This is a genomic window from Mesorhizobium sp. M7A.F.Ca.US.007.01.2.1 (assembly GCF_003998165.1).
Classification (GTDB): domain Bacteria; phylum Pseudomonadota; class Alphaproteobacteria; order Rhizobiales; family Rhizobiaceae; genus Mesorhizobium; species Mesorhizobium ciceri.
In genome coordinates this window covers 12,060-32,166 of sequence record NZ_RZQP01000058.1, presented here as the reverse complement: position 1 = coordinate 32,166, position 20,107 = coordinate 12,060, and the positions used below count along the sequence as shown (strand labels likewise).

Genomic DNA, 20,107 nt, shown 5'->3' with positions numbered 1-20,107 from the left:
AATCTCGGCTACTTCAAGGGCGAGACGGCGTTCGGCGCCGTCGTCATGGCGATGGCCGCGGCGATGCCCTGACGGGCCTCGGTGCGGGTTTGCGCCAATTCACCGGTCAAGCCTCCGAGCCCGGCTTCGAGCCCGGCGAGGTCGACGCTCGATGTGGCGAGATTGCCGGCGCCGTCGCTGGTGAGCAGGTAGGTCGGGCCGCTCTGGGCAGCCTTGCTGGCGGCGCTGTTGACGCCGGCGAATGTGTAGGTGGCGGCGCCGTCGCCGATCGCCACCTGGCCGGCCCGCGTGGTGGTGACACCGGCGCCGATGGCGACGGCATTGTCCTGGCCGGCGAGGCTGCCGGCGCCCAGGGCGATCGAATTGTTGACCGTTAGGATGTTGCCCAAAGTCCCGCTGCCGGCATTCTGGCCGATGGCAATGTTGTCGTTGCCGGCCAGAAATTGACCTGCACGGGTGCCGCTGGCGACATTGTTGTCGCCCTCTACGATATTGCCGGCGGAGGCACCGTTGGCGATGTTGTTGTCACCTTCTACGCCGCGGCCAGCAAAGTTGCCGCTTGCGGTGTTGTTGTCACCGGTCACGGTGGCGCCGGCGCCGGCGCCAACAGCAGCGTTTCCGTCGCCGGTCGCATCTGTGCCTGCGTTGACGCCGTTGGCAGTGTTGTTTTGACCTTTCACGCCGCTGCCGGCGGTAAAACCGGTGGCGGTGTTCCTGTCGCCGGTTACGTTGTTGCCTGCGCTTGCGCCACTAGCGGTGTTGTTGCTGCCGGTCACGAACTGGCCGGAGAAAGTACCGCTGGCGGTGTTGCTGTCGCCGTCCACGAATATGCCAGCGCCCCCGCCAATGGCGGCGTTGTCCCGGTTGTCTGCTTGACTGCTGCCCCCCGCGCCCTCGCCGATCGAAGTTCCTCCGTTGACGGCTACAGCTCGGGGACCGCAAGCGAGCGAGCCGGCGCCCGTCGCCGTCGCGCCGCCGCCGCTGGTAAACGGGCCCGCATCCGTCGCGGCGACGCCGCAGACCGCCTGCGCCGCCGCCGCCGCCGCCAGGGCCAGCGTGATCGTGGCGGTCACCATCGTCAGCCCGATCAAACGTTCCATGATGTTGCCCTTTCCCTGGAATCGATCCGAGCCGCGGCGCCCCGACGGTTGTCGGCGAACGGACGGCACAATGCCGTCAAATAACGGCCTTTCGCCCGGTTTGCCGGCGAAACTCCTGAATGCACATCGGCCGCCTACCACGCCAGCATCAGGCCAGCGCGGCCGCCAACCGTGTGATCGCTGGCGCCGACGCCGCCATTGATGAAGAGGTTATCGGTGAGCCGGGCATGGGCGGTGCCGGCAAAGGCATTCTGGCCCTCGAACGTGCCCCAATTGATCGAGACGGCGAAATTCTTATCGGCCGGCAGGCTGCCGCCGGCCATGGCGAGCGCCATGGCAGTGCCCTCAAAGGCCTTATCGATGCGGCCGTTGAGGTCGCTAAAACCATTTTCGAGCGTGCTGACACGGTTGTCCAGCCCGGCGATCTGACCGATGTCGATGCCCGATGTGGCGAGATTGCCGGCGCCATCGCTGGTGAGCAGGTAGGTCGGGCCGCTCTGCGCAGCCTTGCTGGCGGCGCTGTTGACGCCGGCGAATGTGTAGGTGGCGGCGCCGGCGCCGATCGCCACCTGGCCGGCCCGCGTGGTCTTCACGCCGGCGCCGATGGCCACCGAATTGTCGAAACCCGCCGCGCTGTCGGAGCCGATCGAGATCGAATCGTTCATCGTCAGGGGCGCGCCGGAAATTCCGCCGCCGGCATTCCGGCCGAACGCGATGTTGTTGCTCCCCGTCACATATAGGCCGGAGGAGTCGCCAATGGCGACGTTGTAGTCGCCAATCACAGTGTCGCCGGCGAAGGCGCCGCTGGCGATGTTGTTGTTGCCCGTCACGAATGCGCCGGCGTTGTTGCCGCTGGCGATGTTATAATCGCCCCTTACGGCCCCCCCGGCATTGCTGCCGCTGGCGATGTTCTGATGGCCCGATACGTCCCCCCCGGCCTGAAAGCCGGTAGCGATGTTGTTACTACCAGTCACCTCCCGCCCGGCCCGGAGGCCGCTAGCGATGTTGTTGCTGCCAGTCACGATGGAGCCTGCTTGGTTTCCGATGGCGATGTTATCGTTTCCATCGCGGAGGCCGCCCGCTCCGTCGCTGCCCCCGGCTACGGCGTTGCCCGCCAAGTAACCGAAGGCGGCATTGCCGCTGCCGTACACGCTGACGCCAGCACCGTTGCCGACGGCTACATTATTTTCATTGCCCACACCCGAAAAGTTTCCCGTACCAGTGCCGATCGATGTTCCGCCGCCTCTGGCCACAGCGCCCACCCCGCAGGCGAGCGAGTCTGCACCTAGTGCAGTCCCGCTCGGGCTCGGTGGAGCCCCGCTAACCGCGACACAGACCGATTGCGCCGCCGCCGCCCCCACCAGCGCCAACGACACCATCGCGGCCAACGCCGCGAGCCTGAACAGACGGTCCACCATGCAACCCCTCCGCCGATTCGATCGGCTTCGCGGAAAGAATGTCGGGGGATGCGGGGGGATGAACAGTCGTCACATGACGACTATCGGTCGGATTTCGCCGGCCAATGCGTACGATCCGGCCCCTTCTGTTGCAGCGTTGCCACATGCCGCGCGCGTTGCCGGTGCTCGCCCGCCAGTTGTACGCTGCAACAGCATTCGGCCCTGGTCGAAGGTCTTCAATGAGCAGGGAACGGGTGGACGGTCTTGAGCAGCGCGACGAGCTCGCTTTGCTGATGTGTGCCGGTCTTGCGGAAGATGCGCTCGAGATAGGTGCGGGCCGACTTGACCGTGATCCCGCTCGCCGCCGCCGCAACCCCGAGCGATTGGCCCGCGTTCAGGTTCGTCGCCAGCCGCGCCTCGGCTGGCGTCAGGTCGAACAGGCCCATCAGGATGCCGGCGGACGGGACAAAAGCGCCGGGCGACGGCACCGTCGCGGCGACAAGCAGCTCCGCGCCGGAAAACAGGTCGCGTGCCGTGCGGCGCAGCGGCAGCACATGGACGACCATGGCCCGCTGCCCCTGGCTTGCCGGCACCGGGAACGAGCGCACGACGGCATCGGCCCGGTTCCCCGTGATAGCCTCCTGCAGAAGCGCATTGGCGGGCGCATGGGCGATGGCCAGGCCGCCATGCGAGGCGGACAGGAAGATGTCCGACATCGCCTCCAGAAACCGGTTGGCCGCCAGCACGCGGCCGGCCCCGGTCATGATCGCGGCGGGAAGGCCGATGGCCTCGAGCGCGGCAACGGCTTCGTGCGCCCTTTCCAGGCCGAGCCGCGCGGCGATGAGGCCGGCGCGGGCAAGGTGCGGGCGAAACGAGTTCAGCAGGGCGAGCGAGGCCGGGTCGCAGGCGCCGTCCTTCAGCCAGCGCTGGAACACAAAGGTGACCAGCTCGCCCGTCGGCATCGGCACGACCGCGCAGATATGCCGGCCGATGCCAAAGGCCCTGAGCTTGCGGCGCACCGGATCGCGCTCGATCTCCTCGGCGCTCATCAGATCGTCGACGACGATGAATTCAGACGGCCTGAGCGTGTATGTGCGCTGCACCGAGTCGGAGACCTTCCACGCATCGCTGGCGACGAACTCGTCGAACAGCGGTCGCACGATCTCCTCGCTACGACCACGCACCGGCATGTCGTCGCCGAAGAGGAAGATGGTGCCGGCGGCCGAGCCGGACAGGGCGCTGATCGCGCCCAAGGCCTTCGGCCATTCGTCCGGCAGGAAAGCCGCCTCGTAAATCCGATCGATGATGGCTGATTCCGTCCCGGGACCACCCATTTCGCTGCCCCGTTTCGAGGCCGGCAGTGTGTTCCATATGGCCGATGGGGTCAACCGTCAGGGCCTCCAGCAGTGGAAAGTAGGCCGCATACGCCACCAACGGCGCACCCTCTCTCCCGGGTTCGCAACCCATTCGAGCCCCATGCTGGAGAATGTGGCACGATCTTCTGATGATCGGGCCGCCGGGCTCGGGCAAATCGATGCTGGCGCAGCGGCTGCCGTCGATCCTGCCGCCGCTGGCGCCGAAGGAATTGCTCGAAGTCTCGATGATCGCGTCGGTGGCGGGAGAGCTCGGCGAAGGCAAATTGACCGACCGGCGGCCGTTCCGCGCGCCGCACCACTCGGCCTCGATGGCGGCGATGGTCGGCGGCGGCATTCGCGCGCGGCCGGGCGAGGTGTCGCTGGCCCATCACGGCGTGCTGTTCCTCGACGAGTTTCCCGAGTTCACGCCGCAGACGCTCGATGCGCTGCGCCAGCCGCTGGAGACCGGCGACTGCATGATCGCGCGGGCCAACCATCGCGTCACCTATCCAGCGCGTATCCAGCTGGTGGCGGCGATGAACCCGTGCCGCTGCGGCATGGCCGGCGAGCCGGGTTATCGCTGCCTGCGCGGCGAGCGCTGCCGCACCGACTATCAGGCGCGCATTTCGGGCCCGCTGCTCGACCGCATCGATCTCAGGATCGAAGTGCCGGCGGTCTCGGCCAGCGACCTGATCCGGCCCGACCGGGCGGAGAAAAGTGCCGATGTGGCGATGCGCGTGGCACGCGCCCGCACCATCCAGCGCGAGCGCTTCGAGCGGCTCGGCGCCACCCGCGCCACCACCAACGCGCATTGCGCGCCCTCGGTCATCGAGGAGATCGCCATGCCTGACGCCGCCGGCCTGTCGCTGCTCAAGGACGCCAGCGAAAAGCTCGCCTTTTCGGCGCGCGCCTATCACCGGGTGCTGAAGGTGGCGCGGACACTCGCCGATCTCGACGCCAGCGAAACCGTCGGCCGCATCCATCTGGCCGAAGCGATTTCCTACCGCATGAGCTCGGAGCGGGTGGCGCAGGCGGCGTAGGTCACTCGCCGCCCGACAAGCCGACTCTGCCACGCCACCTTCCGCAATCACGCCATAACCGTCATCCGACGAATCGGCCATCTCCGCACTGCGGCGGACCTGATTGTCCGCTTGGTCGACGTCCTCACCACCCAACGGCCCCCACCGACCGGGCGCCGGCCGTTTCTCCGTCTTCGGGGGCGTGGACGTCATCGCATCGGACCAAAGTCTTGGTCTCCGCATTGGGAATTCCTTATTTAGATAATGTGAATATGATTGCGGTCGGGGAGCCCGCTATGTTCGTTGACTACTACGAAGTTTTGGAAGTCAGCCCGAACGCCAACTCGGAAACGCTGGAGCGCATATTTCGCTATTTTGCGATGCGCTATCATCCCGACAATCGCGAAACCGGCGATGAAGCCCGCTTCAGTGAAATCGTGGAAGCCCACAACACGCTCAAGGATCCGGTCAAACGCGCTCAATACGACATCGCGTATAGGGACCATGCCGGCCTTCGCCGCGAATTGACCGAGGAAGCCAGCAACAGCAAAGGCATCGAGCGGGATGTCGTGATCCAGGCCAGGCTGCTGTCGCTGCTTTACGCGAAGCGCCGGCACGACGTCAGCAATCCCGGGATCGGGGATGTGGAGCTCGAACGCCTGTCAGACTGTCCGCGAGAGCATCTCGAGTTTCATCTCTGGTATCTGAAAGCGAAGGGCTGGATAGCAAGAGTGGAAAACGGGACGATCGCGATTACGGTGGAAGGCGTCGATCGGGTCAACTCCGAACACCGTCGCGATCCCACCATCCGGCTCCTGGACCATACAGCTTCCTGACGCCTTATCTCTGGCCGGAAGCAAATAGCATCCGCCGCACCAGTCGCGGACGCGCCTTCAACGCCGCTGGCGATTTCACCACCGTCGAGCGAAATACGACAAAACCGATCCGTTGCCTCAGGCTTGCTGCGCCTTCAGTTCCAGCCGCCGCGCGTGCAGCACCGGCTCGGTGTAGCCATTGGGCTGGACGCGGCCCTTGAAGACCAGGTCACAAGCGGCCTGGAAGGCGATCGACTTGGCGAAATTGGTCGCCATGGGCTGGTAGAGTGGGTCGCCCGCGTTCTGGCGGTCGACGATGTCAGCCATGCGCTTCATCGTCGCCATCACCTGGTCCTCGCTGCACACGCCGTGGTGCAGCCAGTTGGCGATGTGCTGCGAGGAGATGCGCAGCGTGGCGCGGTCTTCCATCAGGCCGACATCGTTGATGTCAGGCACTTTCGAGCAACCGACGCCCTGGTCGATCCAGCGCACGACATAGCCAAGAATGCCCTGCGCGTTGTTGTCGAGTTCCTTCTGGATATCATCCGGCGACCAGTTCGGCCGCACCGCGACGGGCACCGACAGGATGTCGTCGAGCCTGGCCTTGGGCCGGTTCTTCAGCGCCGCCTGCACGGCGTGAACATCGACCTTGTGATAGTGCGTGGCATGCAGCGTCGCCGCCGTCGGCGACGGCACCCAGGCAGTGTTGGCGCCGGCCTTGGGGTGGGCGATCTTCTCGACCAGCATCGCAGCCATCAGATCCGGCATCGCCCACATGCCCTTGCCGATCTGGGCGTGGCCGGCCAAGCCGCATTCCAGCCCGATGTCGACATTCCACGCCTCGTAGGCGGAAATCCAGGCGGCCTGCTTCATGTCGCCCTTGCGGATCATCGGGCCGGCTTCCATCGAGGTGTGGATCTCGTCGCCGGTGCGGTCGAGAAAGCCGGTGTTGATGAACACGACGCGCTCCTTTGCGGCGCGGATTGCCTCCTTGAGGTTGACGGTGGTGCGCCGCTCCTCGTCCATGATGCCCATCTTGATGGTATTTTTCGCCATGCCGAGCAGCGCTTCGACGCGGTCGAAGATCTCGACGGCGAAGGCGACTTCGTCGGGCCCATGCATCTTGGGTTTCACGACATACATCGAGCCGGCACGGGAATTGGCGCGGCGGCCGTTCGGCCCGACATCGTGCAGCGCGATCAGCGCCGTCATCGCCGCATCCATGATGCCTTCCGGAACCTCATTGCCGTCGCGGTCGAGGATCGCCGGGCTGGTCATCAGGTGGCCGACATTCCTGACCAGCATCAGCGAGCGGCCGGGCACGGTCAGCGTGCCACCGGCGGGCGCGGTGTAGGCGCGGTCGGGATTGAGCTTGCGGACAAAACTCTTGCCGCCCTTGGTGATCTCTTCCGCCAGGTCACCCTTCATCAGGCCGAGCCAGTTGCGGTAGACGACGACCTTGTCTGGCGCATCCACCGCCGCGACCGAATCCTCGCAGTCCTGGATGGTGGTCAGCGCCGATTCCAGGATCACATCGGCGATGCCCGCCGGATCGGTGCGGCCGATCTGGTTGTTGCGGTCGATCACGATCTCGATGTGCAGGCCGTTGCGCACAAGCAGCACGGCATCGGGATTGGCGGCATCGCCGCGATAGCCGACGAATTGCCTGGGGTTGGCCAGCGTCGTCGAGCCGGCGCCGGCGCTCAGCCGCAAGGCACCTTGCGCCAGCGACAGGCCATTGACGCCGGCCCATTTGCCGGACGTGAGCGGGGCAGCCTCGTCGAGAAAGGTCTTCGTCCAGGCGACGACCTTGGCGCCGCGTGCCGGATTGAAGGCTTTGCCCTTTTCGGCGCCATCCGTTTCGGGGATGGCATCGGTGCCGTAGAGCGCATCGTAGAGCGAACCCCAGCGCGCATTGGCAGCGTTGAGCGCATAGCGCGCATTCATCACCGGCACGACCAGCTGCGGTCCGGCAACATCAGCAATTTCCGGGTCGACATTGTCGGTCGACACGCTGAAGGCCGGGCCTTCGGGAACGAGGTAGCCGATCTCTTTCAGGAAGCCCTTGTAGGCCTCCATGTCGACCGGCGCGCCGTGATCGCGATACCAGCCGTCTATCTGTTCCTGGATGGCGTCACGCTTTGCCAGCAGCGCCCGGTTCTTCGGCGCCAGATCATGGACGACGGCCGAAAAACCGTTCCAGAAGGCGTCCGCTTCGATCCCCGTGCCCGGCAGCGCTTCCGTGGCCACGAACTCATGCAGCTCGCGGGCAATCCGCAATCCGGCGATCTCGATGCGGTCGGTCATCAGGCTACTCCAGATGAAAGGCTTTGCGGGCCTTTGGCATGTCAGGTTTGCCGGGTCAATTCAGCTTAGGGTGAAGGTGGCGTATTTCGCCGCGTCGCTCAAACCGCAATCCTTGGCCTACCCGAGGCCACGGCCACGACATGCGCCTCGATGAACATGCGCTGGGCCTCGACGGTCGAGACCCGGAATTCGGTGGCGACGTCGATCTCGGCGCTGTCGGTGCCGGCATCCCTGGCGCGCTCCGCGACGATGGCGCGGACATCGGCCTCGGCCGCCGCGATCGCCGCTGCCTCGTCGAGGAAATCGCGTACGGTCTCGCCCGAGGCGAGACGAAACAGCCCTTCTATGGGCTGGCTGACCCGCGCCTCGGCCGAAACCCTGACCTGGCCGACGACGGCGCCGAGCGCGTTGGCGACATCGGTATCCCTGGGCACCACGCAGTCATTGCCGATCAGCTCGGCCAAGCCGGCATAGTGCAGCGGCGCCGAGGCGCCGAGGCCGATGACCGGGCGGTCGAGCGCAACGCTCAGGCGGGCGATGCCGGGATGCGCGTCGACTGCGCGCTGCACCAGGGCGTGCGCCACTGTCGCGGCGCCATCGAGCCCATCCTCGGCAAAGGCGGTCTCGAGGATATATTCGGCCGACCAGCGCGTCAGCGTCACCAGCACCCGTTCCGAGATCGCTTCCGGCGAAGCGGCAATGTTCTGGCCACGGCCGTCACGCTTGCGGGCGAACAGTTCGGCGCCGAGGCGCGCCGCGATAGGATCCCAGTTCGCCTGCTTGCCCAGCACGTGGGCGGCGTCCGACGGGGTGAAGCCGGCGACATGCACCAGCCCGCGCGACACCAGCCGGTTCAGCGTCGCGTTCTGCGCGTTCGAGGTCAAAAGCCTGTCGACGGCGAGCGGCACGGCACCGATGGCCTCGTAGAGCCTGGCTTCGGCGCCGGTCAGGCCGGCGGCGAGCCGGTCGGGCACGCCGGTGCGCACCGCGAAACGGCCGTCCATGCGGCCGGGATTGGGTGCCCGCGACTGGCGCTCCAGCTCTGAGATCACCGCTACGCCATGCGCCATGCCGGCCAGCGCCAGCGGCACCAGGCGGCGCGGCCCGAGCAGGATCTTCGGGTTGAGCGCGCCATCCTCCAGCGCCACTTCGGAATCGCCGCCGAGGCCGAAGGTGCGCATGGCGACGGCCTCGACCATGGTGCGGAAGCCGCCGACGGTGGCGCCTTCCGGATCGAGCCTGGGACGGCCGCCGTCGAGCACGGCGACGTCGGTGGTGGTGCCGCCGATGTCGGACACCACAGCATTGTCGAGCCCGGTCATGTGGCGGGCGCCGACCAGGCTGGCGGCCGGGCCGGACAGGATGGTCTCGATCGGTCGCTGGCGGGCAAAAGCGGCTGAAACCAGCGCGCCATCGCCGCGCACCACCATCAGCGGTGCTGCGATGTTGCGCGCCTCGAGAAAGCCTTCGGTCGCTGCCACCAGCCGGTCGATCATCGAGATCAGCCTGGCGTTGAGCAAAGTGGTCAGCGCCCGGCGCGGGCCGCCGAGCTTGGCCGACAGCTCGTGGCTCGATGTGACCGGCAGGCCGGACTTGTCGCGGATCAACTCGCGGGCGGCGATCTCATGCGCCGGATTGCGGGTGGCGAAGTAGGCGCAGACGGCAAAGCCGGACACCGAGGCGCCGAGTTCCGGCAGCGCCGCTTCCAGTCCGGACAGATCGAGCTTGGCGGCATTGCCATGCACGTCGTGGCCGCCCGGACAAAAAACCACCGGATCGGTGCCGAGCGCGGCCTTCAGCCCGTCGCGGGCGAGGTCGCCCTCGGAAAAGCCGATCATCACCAGCGCGACGCGGCCGCCCTGGCCCTCGACGAGCGCGTTGGTGGCAAGCGTCGTCGACATCGACACCAGCTTGATATCAGCCGGATCGGTTCCGGCTTTCTGCAGCACCGCGTCGACGGCGCCGGAAATGCCGACGGCAAGATCATGCCTGGTGGTCAGCGCCTTGGCCTTGGCCAGCACCTTGCCCTTGTTCGGCCCTTCTTGCGGGCCTTCCGTTTCAGACCACAACACGGCATCGGTATAGGTGCCGCCGGTGTCGATCCCGAGGAACAACGGTTTTGGCTTGGTCTTGGCTGTCATTTTTGGCGGCGGTCCGGCTGGGAAGTCTGTCTGCCCCTGCCTTTAGCCGATGCGGGCGGGTCGATAAAGCTGCGAGCGCTGGGCCAAGGCGGAGATTGGCAGCGTTGGCCGAAGCGCCAACCTACCCGACAAACCCCACTTTCTTGTGCGTGCCATCGCAGAACGGCTTGTTGGCGGAATGGCCGCAGCGGCAGAGGAAGGCGCGTTGTGTACGGTCGACCGTATGGCCGGTTCCGGTGACGATCTCGAGATTGCCCTCAAGCTTGAGCGGGCCATTGGTGGTCGGCGTCACTTTCAGCGGACCATTTCTCGCTTCGAGCGCCGGCGTGTCCTTCAGCTGCGGCTCGCCGGTGGCGGCAAAACCGGATTTGTTGTGGCTGCCGTCGCAGAACGGCTTGTTTTCCGAAGCGCCGCAGCGGCAGAGCGTGGCACGATAAGAAGTCTCGCCGTCGAGAACGATCTCGGCGTGTACCGCCAGCGGGCCGTTTTCCCGCAGCCGCACCGTGTTGACCACCGGTGCTTGCTCCTGCGGCCCGCCATCCTTCCTGACATAGGTGATGGCGCCCGACGGGCAGCTTTCGGCGATGGCGACGATCTTCTCGACGCTGGCCGCCTCGGGATGGATCCATTGACCCGGCGCGTTGGGCACGAAGACGTGCGGATCGCCGAGCACGCAGTTGCGCGAATGGATGCAGCGCTTGCCGGAAAACCCGACGTCGATCTTGTCGCTTTCGACCATGCCGGCCATAGCTGAGCTCCTTTTGCCTGAAGCACGTCGCGCCTGAACAGTTCGAGGCGGCGCGCGCTGGGTATTTGCACAGGCTATGGCTCCAGCCCGAAGACCGTCAAGCTGGCAAACCGGTCAGGGGACCAGTTCGATCTCCTCGGTCTCGCCGCCGCTGCAGGTGTAGCAGCAATCCTCGCATTTTTCCTTGTTGCCGGGGCCGACGCCCCAATAGGTGCCCTCGTCACCATCGACCCAGGCGCCGTAACAGATCGATTCCCCGGCGTTGCAGGATATCGGCAGCTGCTTGGTCTCGCCGTCGTCGAGGTAGAAGTCCTTGTCATCGCCCGGCCAGACATAGTCGCGGTCCTGGCTGTAGAGTTCGACGCGCATGGCGTTGGGGTGGCCGTTCTTGATGGCAAAGGTGACATCGTCGGCACGCGCCGCCGGCACGAGCAGCATGAGGAGAGACAGCGCGGCCAGCACGCGGCGCGCATAGGCATGAAACATGAGTGACCCCCTGAATAAGCGGCCCACCCGGCCGCGGGGCGACCATCGCACGCAGCGCTGAATCGCGGAAGTGGACCGGACGAGCCGATCCCTGACTTAATTTGGGTCCAACGAAAACTTCCGCGCTCTACGGCACCAGATCGATCGTCTCTGTCGAGTGTTCGACGCAGATGAAGCAGCAGGTGTCGCAAGGCTGGTCATTGTCCGGCCCGACGCCGGCCGAGAGGCTGTCATTGCCGTCGGCCCAGGCGCCATAGCAGATATGTTCGCCCTGATTGCAGGAGAACGGCACGGATTTCTGCGACCCTGGGGCGATCAGGAACACCTTGTCGTTGCCCGGCCAGACCGTCTCGCGGTCACGGCTGAACAGCTCGACCGCGACTGCTTCCTTGCGCAGGTTCTTGACGAAGAAGGCCATGTCGGCGGCCTGCGCCGAGGCGGTGAAGACCAGCGCCGCCAGTGCAACCATACGAAACAGCGTCACGGCCTGGATCTCCCGAATCACCGCGGCAGAATCGCATGCCTGCCCGCAACTAGGAAGGTGCGGAACCCTGCGTCGCGATCTCATGCCCCAGCCGCACCGTTTCACGCACCAGCAGGTCGAGATCCTCGCGCCGTGTGCGATGATTGGTGATCGCCACGCGCAACCAGTGCTCGCCATGCACCGTGGTGTCCGAAAGGGCCGCAATGCCCTGTTCCTGCAGCCGCAGCATGATCTCCGTGTTGAGCGCCTTCAGAGCCTCGCCTGTCAGACCGGGCTGATAGCGGAAGCAGACGATGTTGACGGTCGGCGATGCCGCCAGCTGCAGCCGCGGCGCGGCCTCGATCAAGCCGGCAAGATAGACGGCCTGGGCAATGTTCTGGTCGATCAGGCGGCCGAATTTCTCGACACCGTGCTCCTTCAGCGCCATCCACACCTTCAGCGCGCGAAAACCGCGCGACGTCTGCAGGCCGTAGTCGTGCAGCCATTCGCCGGAAGCGAGGCCGCGCGGCGTCGATTCCAGATATTCCGGCGTCACCGCGAAGGTCCCGCGATGCGCGGCGGCATCCCTGACCAGGGCGCAGCCGACTTCGAACGGCGCGTGCAGCCATTTGTGGGGATCGAGCGCGACCGAATCCGCCCGTTCGATGCCGGCGACGCGATGGGCATTCTCAGGCGCAATGGCGATCAGCGCGCCGATGCAGCCGTCGACATGGAACCAGAGGCCTTCCTCATGTGACAGCTTCGCAAGCGCCTGCAAATCGTCGATCGCCCCGGTGTTGACGGTGCCCGCTGTACCGATGACGCAGGCCGGCTTGAACCCTGCCGCGCGGTCCTCTGTGATCGCTGCCCGCAAGGCGGCGATATCGATGCGCAGCCCGGCATCGGTCGGGATGCGGCGCAGTGCCCGGTTGCCGAGGCCAAGTGCCTCCATCGCCTTGCGGTGGCACGAGTGGATCTGCTCCGAGCCGTAGAAGCGCAGCGGCTCTTCGATGGCGGCGACACCATGCTCGCGCACGTCGATGCCGGCCTTGACGTTGCGCGCCACGGTCAGCCCGATGATGTTGGCCATCGAGCCGCCGCTGACCAGCGTGCCGCCGGCAGAAGCGGGAAAGCCCAGCATCTCCTTGCACCAGTTCACCACCTGGCTGTCCATCAGCCCGGCGGCGTGGTTGCCACCGCCGAGGTTCGAGCCCTGGATTGCCGCCAGGAAATCGCCGAGCGCACCGGTGAAATTGCTCGACCCCATATACCAGGACCAGAAGCGCGGATGGATGTTGCCCATTGGATAGGACATCACCGTGCGGGACACCTCAGAGTAGACGGCATCCAGCGGCGCCGGCGAGCGCGGCAGCGGCGCCGAGAAGACCCCACTCACATCGGCCGGCATCTCCCGCCAGACCGGGCGGTCGCGCACATCGCGGAGGTAATCGACCGCATCGTCGATGACCCGGTGCGACAGGGCCTGCACATCGGCCCAGTCCAGGGGATCGAGCGTTTCCTCGGCCAAAAGGCCTAGGTTATCTTGCACGGCGTCCATACCAGATCTCCCGTCAAGCCGCCGGGAACTGGCAGCCGGGCGTCGAGCGCGACAGAGCGGTCTCGTCGGCATCCATCTCGGCCTCGATGCCGTCGAACAGCGGTGTCGACATGTAGCGTTCGCCGGTGTCGGGCAGCATGCACAGGATCACCGCGCCGGCCGGCGCCTCCTCCGCGACCTGCCGTGCCACGGCGAAGGTCGCGCCGCCGGAAATGCCGGTGAAGATGCCCTCTTTGCGCGCCAATTCCCTCGCCCATTTGATGCCCTCGGGCCCGGCGATCGGCATCACCTCGTCATAGAGGCTGGTGTCGATCGCCTCCTGCAGCACGTTGGGGATGAAATCTGGCGTCCAGCCCTGGATCGGGTGCGGCTCGAAGGCTGGATGGCTGGCGGCGGGAGCACCATCGACGCCGCGCTGCTGGACCTTGCCGCTGCCGATGAGCTGCGCGTTGGCCGGCTCGGAGAGCACGATGCGGGTTTCCGGCCGCTCGCGGCGCAGCACGCGCGCCACGCCCACCACCGTGCCGCCGGTGCCATAGCCGGTGACGAAGCAATCAAGTCGCGAGCCGGCGAAATCATTGACGATCTCGCGCGCCGTCGTTGCCTCGTGGATGGCGGCGTTGGCGGTCGTCTCGAACTGGCGGGCAAGGAACCAGCCATTGGCCTCGGCCAGTTCCACCGCCTTCTTGTACATGCCGAAACCTTTTTCGGCGCGCGGCGTCAGCACCACCTTGGCGCCCAGCATGCGCATCAGCTTGCGGCGCTCGACCGAAAAACTGTCGGCCATCGTGACGACCAGCGGATAGCCCTTTTGCGCGCAGACCATGGCGAGGCCAATGCCGGTGTTGCCGCTGGTCGCCTCGACCACCGTCTGGCCCGGCTTCAGCGCCCCGCTGCGCTCGCCCTCCTCGATGATGTTGAGCGCCAGCCGGTCCTTCACCGAGGCGCCGGGATTGAAATACTCGGCCTTGACGTAGATCGTCGCGTGGGACGGTCCGAGATTGTTGATGCGAACCACCGGCGTGTCGCCGACGGTGTCGAGAATGCTGTCGAACAGGCGGCCGCGCCCGGCCGTGGTTCTGATCTTCTGCTGCTGCAACATCTTGGTCTCCTTGATTGTCATCGCGTTTTGTCTTCACGGGCCGGTTACAAACCGGCGGGTTGGGCGGCGAGGTTTGGTGACCTTGCCGCGCTAGGACTGACATGCCGCACAGCGGCAATGGCCGTATCCGGCGCTGAGATCCGCTGCCGGATGCGCCGTGTCGTGTTTGGTGATACAGGAGAGGCCGACAGGCCAGCGTGGGAGCAGGCGTGGAAACGCACGTGGAATCCACTCGATCGAGGCCGGACGGCGACATGCCGGTCCTTTCCGTGCGCCTGCTCGGACCGCTGATGATCTCCCGCGACGGCGCTCCGGTTGCCCTGCCCGCGTCACGCAAGCTGCGCGCGCTGCTCGCCTATCTGGCGCTGGCGCCGCATCCGGTCAGCCGCAGTCGCCTGTGCGAGTTGTTGTGGGATGTGCCGAACGACCCAAGGGGCGAACTGCGCTGGTGCCTGAGCAAGCTGCGCGGCGCGCTTGACATGCCGGCCCGGCGCCGGGTCTCCACCCAAGGCGATACGGTCGCACTCGATCTCGACGATTGCCTGGTCGATGTGCTGGAGGTCAGCCGCGCCGCCGCGCAAGGGATCGGCACGCTTGACGTCGAGCGCTTGCGCGTGCTGGCCGGACTGTTTGCCGGCGATTTCCTCGACGGGCTGGAGCTCGAGCGCAGCCCGCATTTCAACAGCTGGCTGATCGCGCAGCGCCGCCGCTTCAGCGCTTGCCATGCCGCCGTGCTGGAACGCCTTGTCGCGAGCCTGCCGGCTTATAGTGACGAGGCGATCGCCCATCTCGACACATGGGTGGAACTGGCGCCGTTCGACACGTGCGGACATCTGGCGTTGCTGTCCAATCTGGCCGGGCGCGGCGAGGTCGGCGCGGCCGAAGAGCATCTGGCCGCGGCGGAACGATTGTTTCGGTCGGAGGAGCTCGATTTCGCACCGCTTCGCGCGGCCTGGCGGGCGATCCGTGACCGACAGTCGGGCACCTCGCTTCGAACGGCCTGCCTGTCCACGCTATCGCCACTGGTGGCTACCATGCCCACCGCACCCGGCCCGGTCGAGCCCAGCCACGCTTCGCTGGCGGTGATGCCGTTTGTCGAGGAGAGCGGCGGCACGCGCGGCGGATTGGCCGACGGTTTCACCCACGACATCATCACCCGCCTGGCCAAGCTCAGGGATTTCTTCGTCATCGCGCGCGGATCGGTGTTTGCGCTGGCAGAGCAGAACATCGCGCCCGAGGATGCCGGCCGCCGGCTGAATGTCGACTATGTCGCCACCGGCACGGTGCGCAGCCCGTCCGGCCGCCTCATCGTCAGCGTCGAGCTGATCGAGGTGCGCAGCGCCAGGATCGTCTGGGCCGAGACCTTCGAGCGCAGGCCCGATGACATCTTTTCCGTGCTCGACGACATCGGCAACAGCATCGTCTCCTCGATCTCGGCCGAGATCGAAACGGTCGAGCGCAACCGCGCCATGCTGAAGGCGCCCAGCTCGCTCAACGCCTGGGAGGCGTACCATCGCGGCCTCTGGCACATGTACCGCTTCACCCAGGCCGAAAACGAGCAGGCGCGGCATTTCTTTGCCCAGGCCTTGCAGCTCGACCCGACCTTCGCCCGTGCCTATGCCGGCCTGTCCTTCACCCACTGGCAGAACGCCTTCCAGCGCTGGGGCGATCGCGACCGCGAAAGCGCGCTGGCCTTCGAGAGCGCCGGCCACAGCCTGCTGGTCGACGACCACAATCCGGCCGCCCATTGGGCGATGGGCCGGGCGCTGTGGCTGCGCGGCGAGCAGGACGGCTCGCTGCTCGAACTCGAGCGGGCGGTCGATCTCAGCCCCAACTTCGCGCTCGGCCACTACGCTTTGTCCTTCGTGCATTCGCAGTCGGGCGACCCGCGAGCGGCGATAGGCTCTTCCGATCATTCGCGCCATCTCAGCCCGTTCGACCCGCTGCTGTTCGGCATGCTGGGCGCACGCGCCATGGCGCATGTCCGGCTCGGCCAGTTTGAGGAGGCGGCCGAATGGGCGCTGAAGGCGGCGGCGCGGCCCAACGCCCACGCCATCATACTGGCGATCGCCGCGCACTGCCTGGCGCTGGCCGGACGGCTCGACGAGGCGCGCGGCTTCGCCGCCGCCATCCGCAAGACAAGGCCGGACTATTGCGCCGACGATTTCATCGGCACCTTCCGCTTCGAACCGGATGCCGTAGCGCTATTCCGGCAGGGCGCCAGCCGCATCGGGCTCAACTGAAGCCTGGATCGCCATCTTGGGGATCGCGTGGGAATTTCGCCTCAAATCCGCCGGGTTAACGAAGTCGGAAGGAGTTGTTTAACCGTTAGCTTCTATGTCACGGCCCGGGGGGCCGACAAAGTGAGTATGATGAGCAACAGCCCCGACAAGCGCAATGAATGGCGCGCCATATTTTACGTGCAGGCTCGCGTTGCCATCCTGTTTGTCCCGGTGGTTGCCAGCCTGCTGATCATAGCGGCGCTTGCCGGAAACGAACGCAAGTCGGTTCCCAGCATGATCGACCCGACCGTCACCGGCTCCGTGCGGTAGGCGCTATCGGTCGGCGTTAGCCCTCTCGGGGAGAGCGCCTTCTGAAGAAAAAGAAGGTCGAAGGAAAGGCCCTCCCGATCAACGAGGGAAGGCGCTATGCGCTTTTCCTGGGAAACCACTTCACACTTTCCCGGACTTGCTCCAGGAGAGCGTGCTTTCCGGCAGCATTCGCTTGAGCACGTCGTCCTTGCGGATGAAATGATGCCATAGCGCCGCGGCCGCGTGCACTCCGGCGAGGATGAGGATCGAATTGGCGCACAGGCTGTGCAGTTCCCTGATGAACCGGGCCGTGTCGCGGTCGGGCGATACCGGGGCCGGGATGGTGAAGAGGCCGAAGAAGCTCAAGGCGTCGCCCCTATACCAAGTCAGCAGGATGCCGAGAGCCGGAATGGTCACCAGCAGCGCATAGAGCAGCAGATGCGCGATCTTGGCCGCCCATCGTTCAAGCTCCGACATTTCCGTCTGCAGCCCTGGCGTTCCCAGTATCAGGCGCAGGCCGACGCGGATGACGACCAGCGCAACCAACAGCAGCCCGAACGAAATATGGAACCACCAGACGAGCGCGCGGCCGGGATCGCCGCGCGGAAAAAGTTCTTCCACATAGGTCAAGCCATAAAGGCCGATGACCAGCAGAAACACCGCCCAGTGAATGGCTTTTTGTGCGCTTGTATAGGTGGGGTGCATGCGAGCCTTCCAGTTTTGAATACTTCTAAACTAGCCGCGATCATGTCAAAGCTTTGTCGGGCTCGGATGATCGTGAGCTGGCAGGACACTGGAACGGGTAAGCTGTCAGTTTGCGGACAGTCGGGCATCGAGCGCGTAATGCTGGACAAAGAAAAGCCCGGGCGAACCGGGCTCTTCTTCGGCGTCTCCAGGGCGCTCAAACAAAGCGCGGGATCGGACCGTTCTGCGGGGTCACATCGTCGCCGAGGTCGACAAACACCTCGTCGACATAGCACCATGCCCAGCCTTCGGGTGGATCGTAGCCCTCGATGATCGGATGCTTGGTGGCGTGGAAATGCTTGGTGGCGTGGCGGTTGGGCGAGTCGTCGCAGCAGCCGACATGGCCGCAGGTACGGCACAGCCGCAGATGCACCCATTTCGACCCGCTCTTCAGGCATTCCTCGCAGCCGAGCGCGCTCGGCGTGACCTTCCCGATGTCGCGCGTATGTCTGCATTCATCCATCATGGTCTCCCGGCCATTCGAAATGTGTCGGCGTTGCCGCGCGCGAGGTAGGCATGCAGAGCCGCGACCACCTGGGCGCCTTCGCCGACAGCCGCCGCGACCCGTTTGACCGAACCGGCGCGGACATCGCCTATGGCGAACACGCCGCTGCGGCTCGTCTCCATCTGCGCCGATCCTATGTCCGATCCGGTGCGCACGAAACCCCTTGCGTCCAGCGCGACATCGCAGTTGGCCAGCCAATCGGTGTTCGGATCGGCGCCGATGAAGAGAAAGAGATGGCGGATCGGGCGCGTCGTTTCCGCGCCGCTGGCGCGGTTGCGCCAGCGCACGGTGGCAAGATTGCCCTCTTCGCCGTCCAGCGCCTCGATTTCGGTCCCGGTCAGCACCTCGATGTTCGGCTGCGCCCGGATACGCTCGACCAGGTAGCGCGACATGCTGGCATCGAGGCTGCCGCCGCGCGCCAGCAGCGCCACCTTCCGCGCATGACTGGCCAAGTAGACAGCCGCTTGCCCGGCCGAATTGCCGGCGCCGACCAGCGCCACTTCCTGGCCCGCGCAAAGCCGGCCTTCGATGGGCGACGCCCAATAGTGCACGGACGTCCCCTCGAACCGCGCCAGATTGGCGATGTCGAGACGGCGATAGCGCGCGCCGCTGGCGATCACCACACTGCGCGTGCGCACGGTCTCGCCGTCACCGACATCGAGCAGATAGCGGGCGCCTGACGTGTCGGTGGCCGCGCTCAAAAGTTTCGCCTCGTCCGGGATGACCATTTCAACGCCGAACTTCTGCGCCTGGTTGTAGGCGCGCGCCATCAGCGCCATGCCGGTGATGCCGGTCGGGAAACCGAGATAGTTCTCGATGCGCGAGGAGGCGCCGGCCTGTCCGCCGAAGGCACGGCAATCGAGCACGATCGTCGACAGCCCTTCGGATGCCGCATAGACCGCCGCCGCCAGCCCTGCCGGGCCGGCGCCGACGATGGCCACGTCATACACCGTATCGGCATCGATCGGGCGCAACAGGCCGACGCAGCGGGCGAGGTCCTTTTCGCCGGGGTTCATCAGCAGCCTGCCGTTTGGACAGAGCACGATCGGCAGGTGGTGCGGATCGACCTCGAAGCGTTCTACCAGCGTTTTGGCGCAGGGATCGCTGTCGGAATCGAGCACGCGGTGCGGCTGGCCGCTGCGCGCCAGAAAACCCTGCAGCCGCAACACGTCGGCATTGTCCTGGGGTCCGATGATGATCGGCCCGCTGGTGGCGCTCTCCAAAAGCCCGACGCGGCGCAGGATCAGCGCCCGCATGATGCGCTCGCCGAGATTGGCCTCCTGCACCATCAGGTCGCGCAGCCGCTGCGAGGCGATGACGAACGCCTCCACCGGCTCGGCGGCCTGCGCATTCACCAGCGAGGGACGGGCCGAAAGCTGCGCCAGCTCACCGACAAAGCTGCCCGGGCCGTGCGTGACGATCGTCTCGCGCCGGCCGAGCCCGCCGTCCTGGGTGATGTCCACGCTACCCGACAGCACGACGATCAGGCCGGGCGCCACATCGCCGGCTTCGATGATGTGCTCGCCGGCTGCATAGGCGCTGGCCTCGCCGAACCGGCGCATGCGGTCGATGTCCACCTCGGCCAGCGTGGGGAACGCCTGGTCGCGGCGGGCACCGAAGATCGGGTTGGTGGATTGAGCCATGGTTTTGAGCGTAGCGAAGCGGCCGCGGAGTTTGAAGCGGTTTGTGAGGGGACTGGCCGGAAGGGGAGGTTGGCTGAAAAGAAAAAGCCCGGACGAACCGGGCTTTTTCTCTAAGTTTCTGAACCGTCGAGTGGCTCGAAACGGGAATTTGGTGCCCAGAAGAGGATTGCACTCAGAGCCCCCGCTAGCATTC

Annotated in this window: 16 protein-coding genes and 1 pseudogene; 4 read left to right on the top strand and 13 right to left on the bottom strand. The window is 65.9% G+C overall.

Features of this window, described 5'->3' with window-relative positions:
• Positions 1-8: 8 nt before the first annotated feature.
• The 3 genes from EN949_RS13450 to EN949_RS13440 all read right to left on the bottom strand — a co-directional run bounded on the left by EN949_RS13450 (position 9) and on the right by EN949_RS13440 (position 3,885).
• Positions 9-1,100, bottom strand: coding sequence for a hypothetical protein (locus EN949_RS13450; RefSeq protein WP_127371707.1), 1,092 nt, complete (start codon positions 1,098-1,100; stop codon positions 9-11).
• Positions 1,101-1,234: 134 nt separating this feature from the next.
• On the bottom strand, positions 1,235-2,518 hold the full coding sequence (locus EN949_RS13445; protein WP_127371362.1) for a YadA-like family protein: 1,284 nt from the start codon (positions 2,516-2,518) through the stop codon (positions 1,235-1,237).
• Between the two features lie 215 nt (positions 2,519-2,733).
• Complete coding sequence (locus tag EN949_RS13440) at positions 2,734-3,885, bottom strand: helix-turn-helix transcriptional regulator (RefSeq protein WP_245461964.1); 1,152 nt, start codon at positions 3,883-3,885, stop codon at positions 2,734-2,736.
• 104 nt (positions 3,886-3,989) lie between these two features.
• Here EN949_RS13440 and EN949_RS13435 point away from each other — a divergent pair.
• Both EN949_RS13435 and EN949_RS13430 read left to right on the top strand, forming a co-directional pair.
• Positions 3,990-4,892, top strand: a pseudogene (locus EN949_RS13435) (ATP-binding protein); the annotation flags it as partial.
• Between the two features lie 275 nt (positions 4,893-5,167).
• Positions 5,168-5,707: a J domain-containing protein gene (locus EN949_RS13430; protein WP_013528603.1), complete on the top strand. Its 540-nt coding sequence runs from the start codon at positions 5,168-5,170 to the stop codon at positions 5,705-5,707.
• A 117-nt stretch (positions 5,708-5,824) separates the two neighbouring features.
• Here the strand turns inward: EN949_RS13430 and EN949_RS13425 are convergent, their stop codons facing one another.
• From EN949_RS13425 to cysK, 7 genes are all read right to left on the bottom strand, one after another.
• Entirely contained in the window at positions 5,825-7,993 is a 2,169-nt protein-coding gene (locus EN949_RS13425; protein ID WP_127371706.1) for a malate synthase G, read from the bottom strand.
• A gap of 98 nt (positions 7,994-8,091) precedes the next feature.
• On the bottom strand, positions 8,092-10,134 hold the full coding sequence (locus tag EN949_RS13420; protein WP_127366536.1) for a hydantoinase/oxoprolinase family protein: 2,043 nt from the start codon (positions 10,132-10,134) through the stop codon (positions 8,092-8,094).
• Positions 10,135-10,255: 121 nt separating this feature from the next.
• Positions 10,256-10,882 (bottom strand): CDGSH iron-sulfur domain-containing protein, encoded by a 627-nt coding sequence (locus EN949_RS13415; protein WP_013528606.1) that lies wholly within the window; start codon positions 10,880-10,882, stop codon positions 10,256-10,258.
• A 114-nt stretch (positions 10,883-10,996) separates the two neighbouring features.
• Complete coding sequence (locus tag EN949_RS13410; RefSeq protein ID WP_064992726.1) at positions 10,997-11,368, bottom strand: hypothetical protein; 372 nt, start codon at positions 11,366-11,368, stop codon at positions 10,997-10,999.
• A 127-nt stretch (positions 11,369-11,495) separates the two neighbouring features.
• The gene (locus tag EN949_RS13405; protein ID WP_024502169.1) at positions 11,496-11,852 is read right to left on the bottom strand and encodes a hypothetical protein; all 357 of its coding nucleotides are present in this window, start codon (positions 11,850-11,852) and stop codon (positions 11,496-11,498) included.
• A 49-nt stretch (positions 11,853-11,901) separates the two neighbouring features.
• The gene (locus EN949_RS13400) at positions 11,902-13,389 is read right to left on the bottom strand and encodes an aspartate aminotransferase family protein (RefSeq protein WP_127366535.1); all 1,488 of its coding nucleotides are present in this window, start codon (positions 13,387-13,389) and stop codon (positions 11,902-11,904) included.
• Between the two features lie 13 nt (positions 13,390-13,402).
• Positions 13,403-14,491: a cysteine synthase A gene (cysK, locus tag EN949_RS13395; RefSeq protein ID WP_127366534.1), complete on the bottom strand. Its 1,089-nt coding sequence runs from the start codon at positions 14,489-14,491 to the stop codon at positions 13,403-13,405.
• 254 nt (positions 14,492-14,745) lie between these two features.
• Between cysK and EN949_RS13390 the strand changes: the two genes are divergently transcribed.
• Positions 14,746-16,734 carry an adenylate cyclase gene (locus EN949_RS13390; RefSeq protein ID WP_013528611.1) on the top strand — a complete coding sequence of 663 codons (1,989 nt, stop codon included), beginning with the start codon at positions 14,746-14,748 and terminating at the stop codon, positions 16,732-16,734.
• A 126-nt stretch (positions 16,735-16,860) separates the two neighbouring features.
• Complete coding sequence (locus tag EN949_RS13385) at positions 16,861-17,043, top strand: hypothetical protein (RefSeq protein ID WP_013528612.1); 183 nt, start codon at positions 16,861-16,863, stop codon at positions 17,041-17,043.
• A gap of 120 nt (positions 17,044-17,163) precedes the next feature.
• On the opposite strand, the gene EN949_RS13380 is transcribed toward EN949_RS13385, so the two are convergent.
• From EN949_RS13380 to EN949_RS13370, 3 genes are all read right to left on the bottom strand, one after another.
• Positions 17,164-17,727 (bottom strand): cytochrome b, encoded by a 564-nt coding sequence (locus tag EN949_RS13380; protein WP_013528613.1) that lies wholly within the window; start codon positions 17,725-17,727, stop codon positions 17,164-17,166.
• Positions 17,728-17,923: 196 nt separating this feature from the next.
• Positions 17,924-18,229: a UBP-type zinc finger domain-containing protein gene (locus EN949_RS13375; RefSeq protein WP_013528614.1), complete on the bottom strand. Its 306-nt coding sequence runs from the start codon at positions 18,227-18,229 to the stop codon at positions 17,924-17,926.
• Positions 18,229-19,914 carry a cyclic nucleotide-binding domain-containing thioredoxin-disulfide reductase gene (locus EN949_RS13370; RefSeq protein ID WP_127371091.1) on the bottom strand — a complete coding sequence of 562 codons (1,686 nt, stop codon included), beginning with the start codon at positions 19,912-19,914 and terminating at the stop codon, positions 18,229-18,231. The genes EN949_RS13375 and EN949_RS13370 overlap by 1 nt, the downstream gene beginning before the upstream one ends.
• Positions 19,915-20,107: the final 193 nt, after the last annotated feature.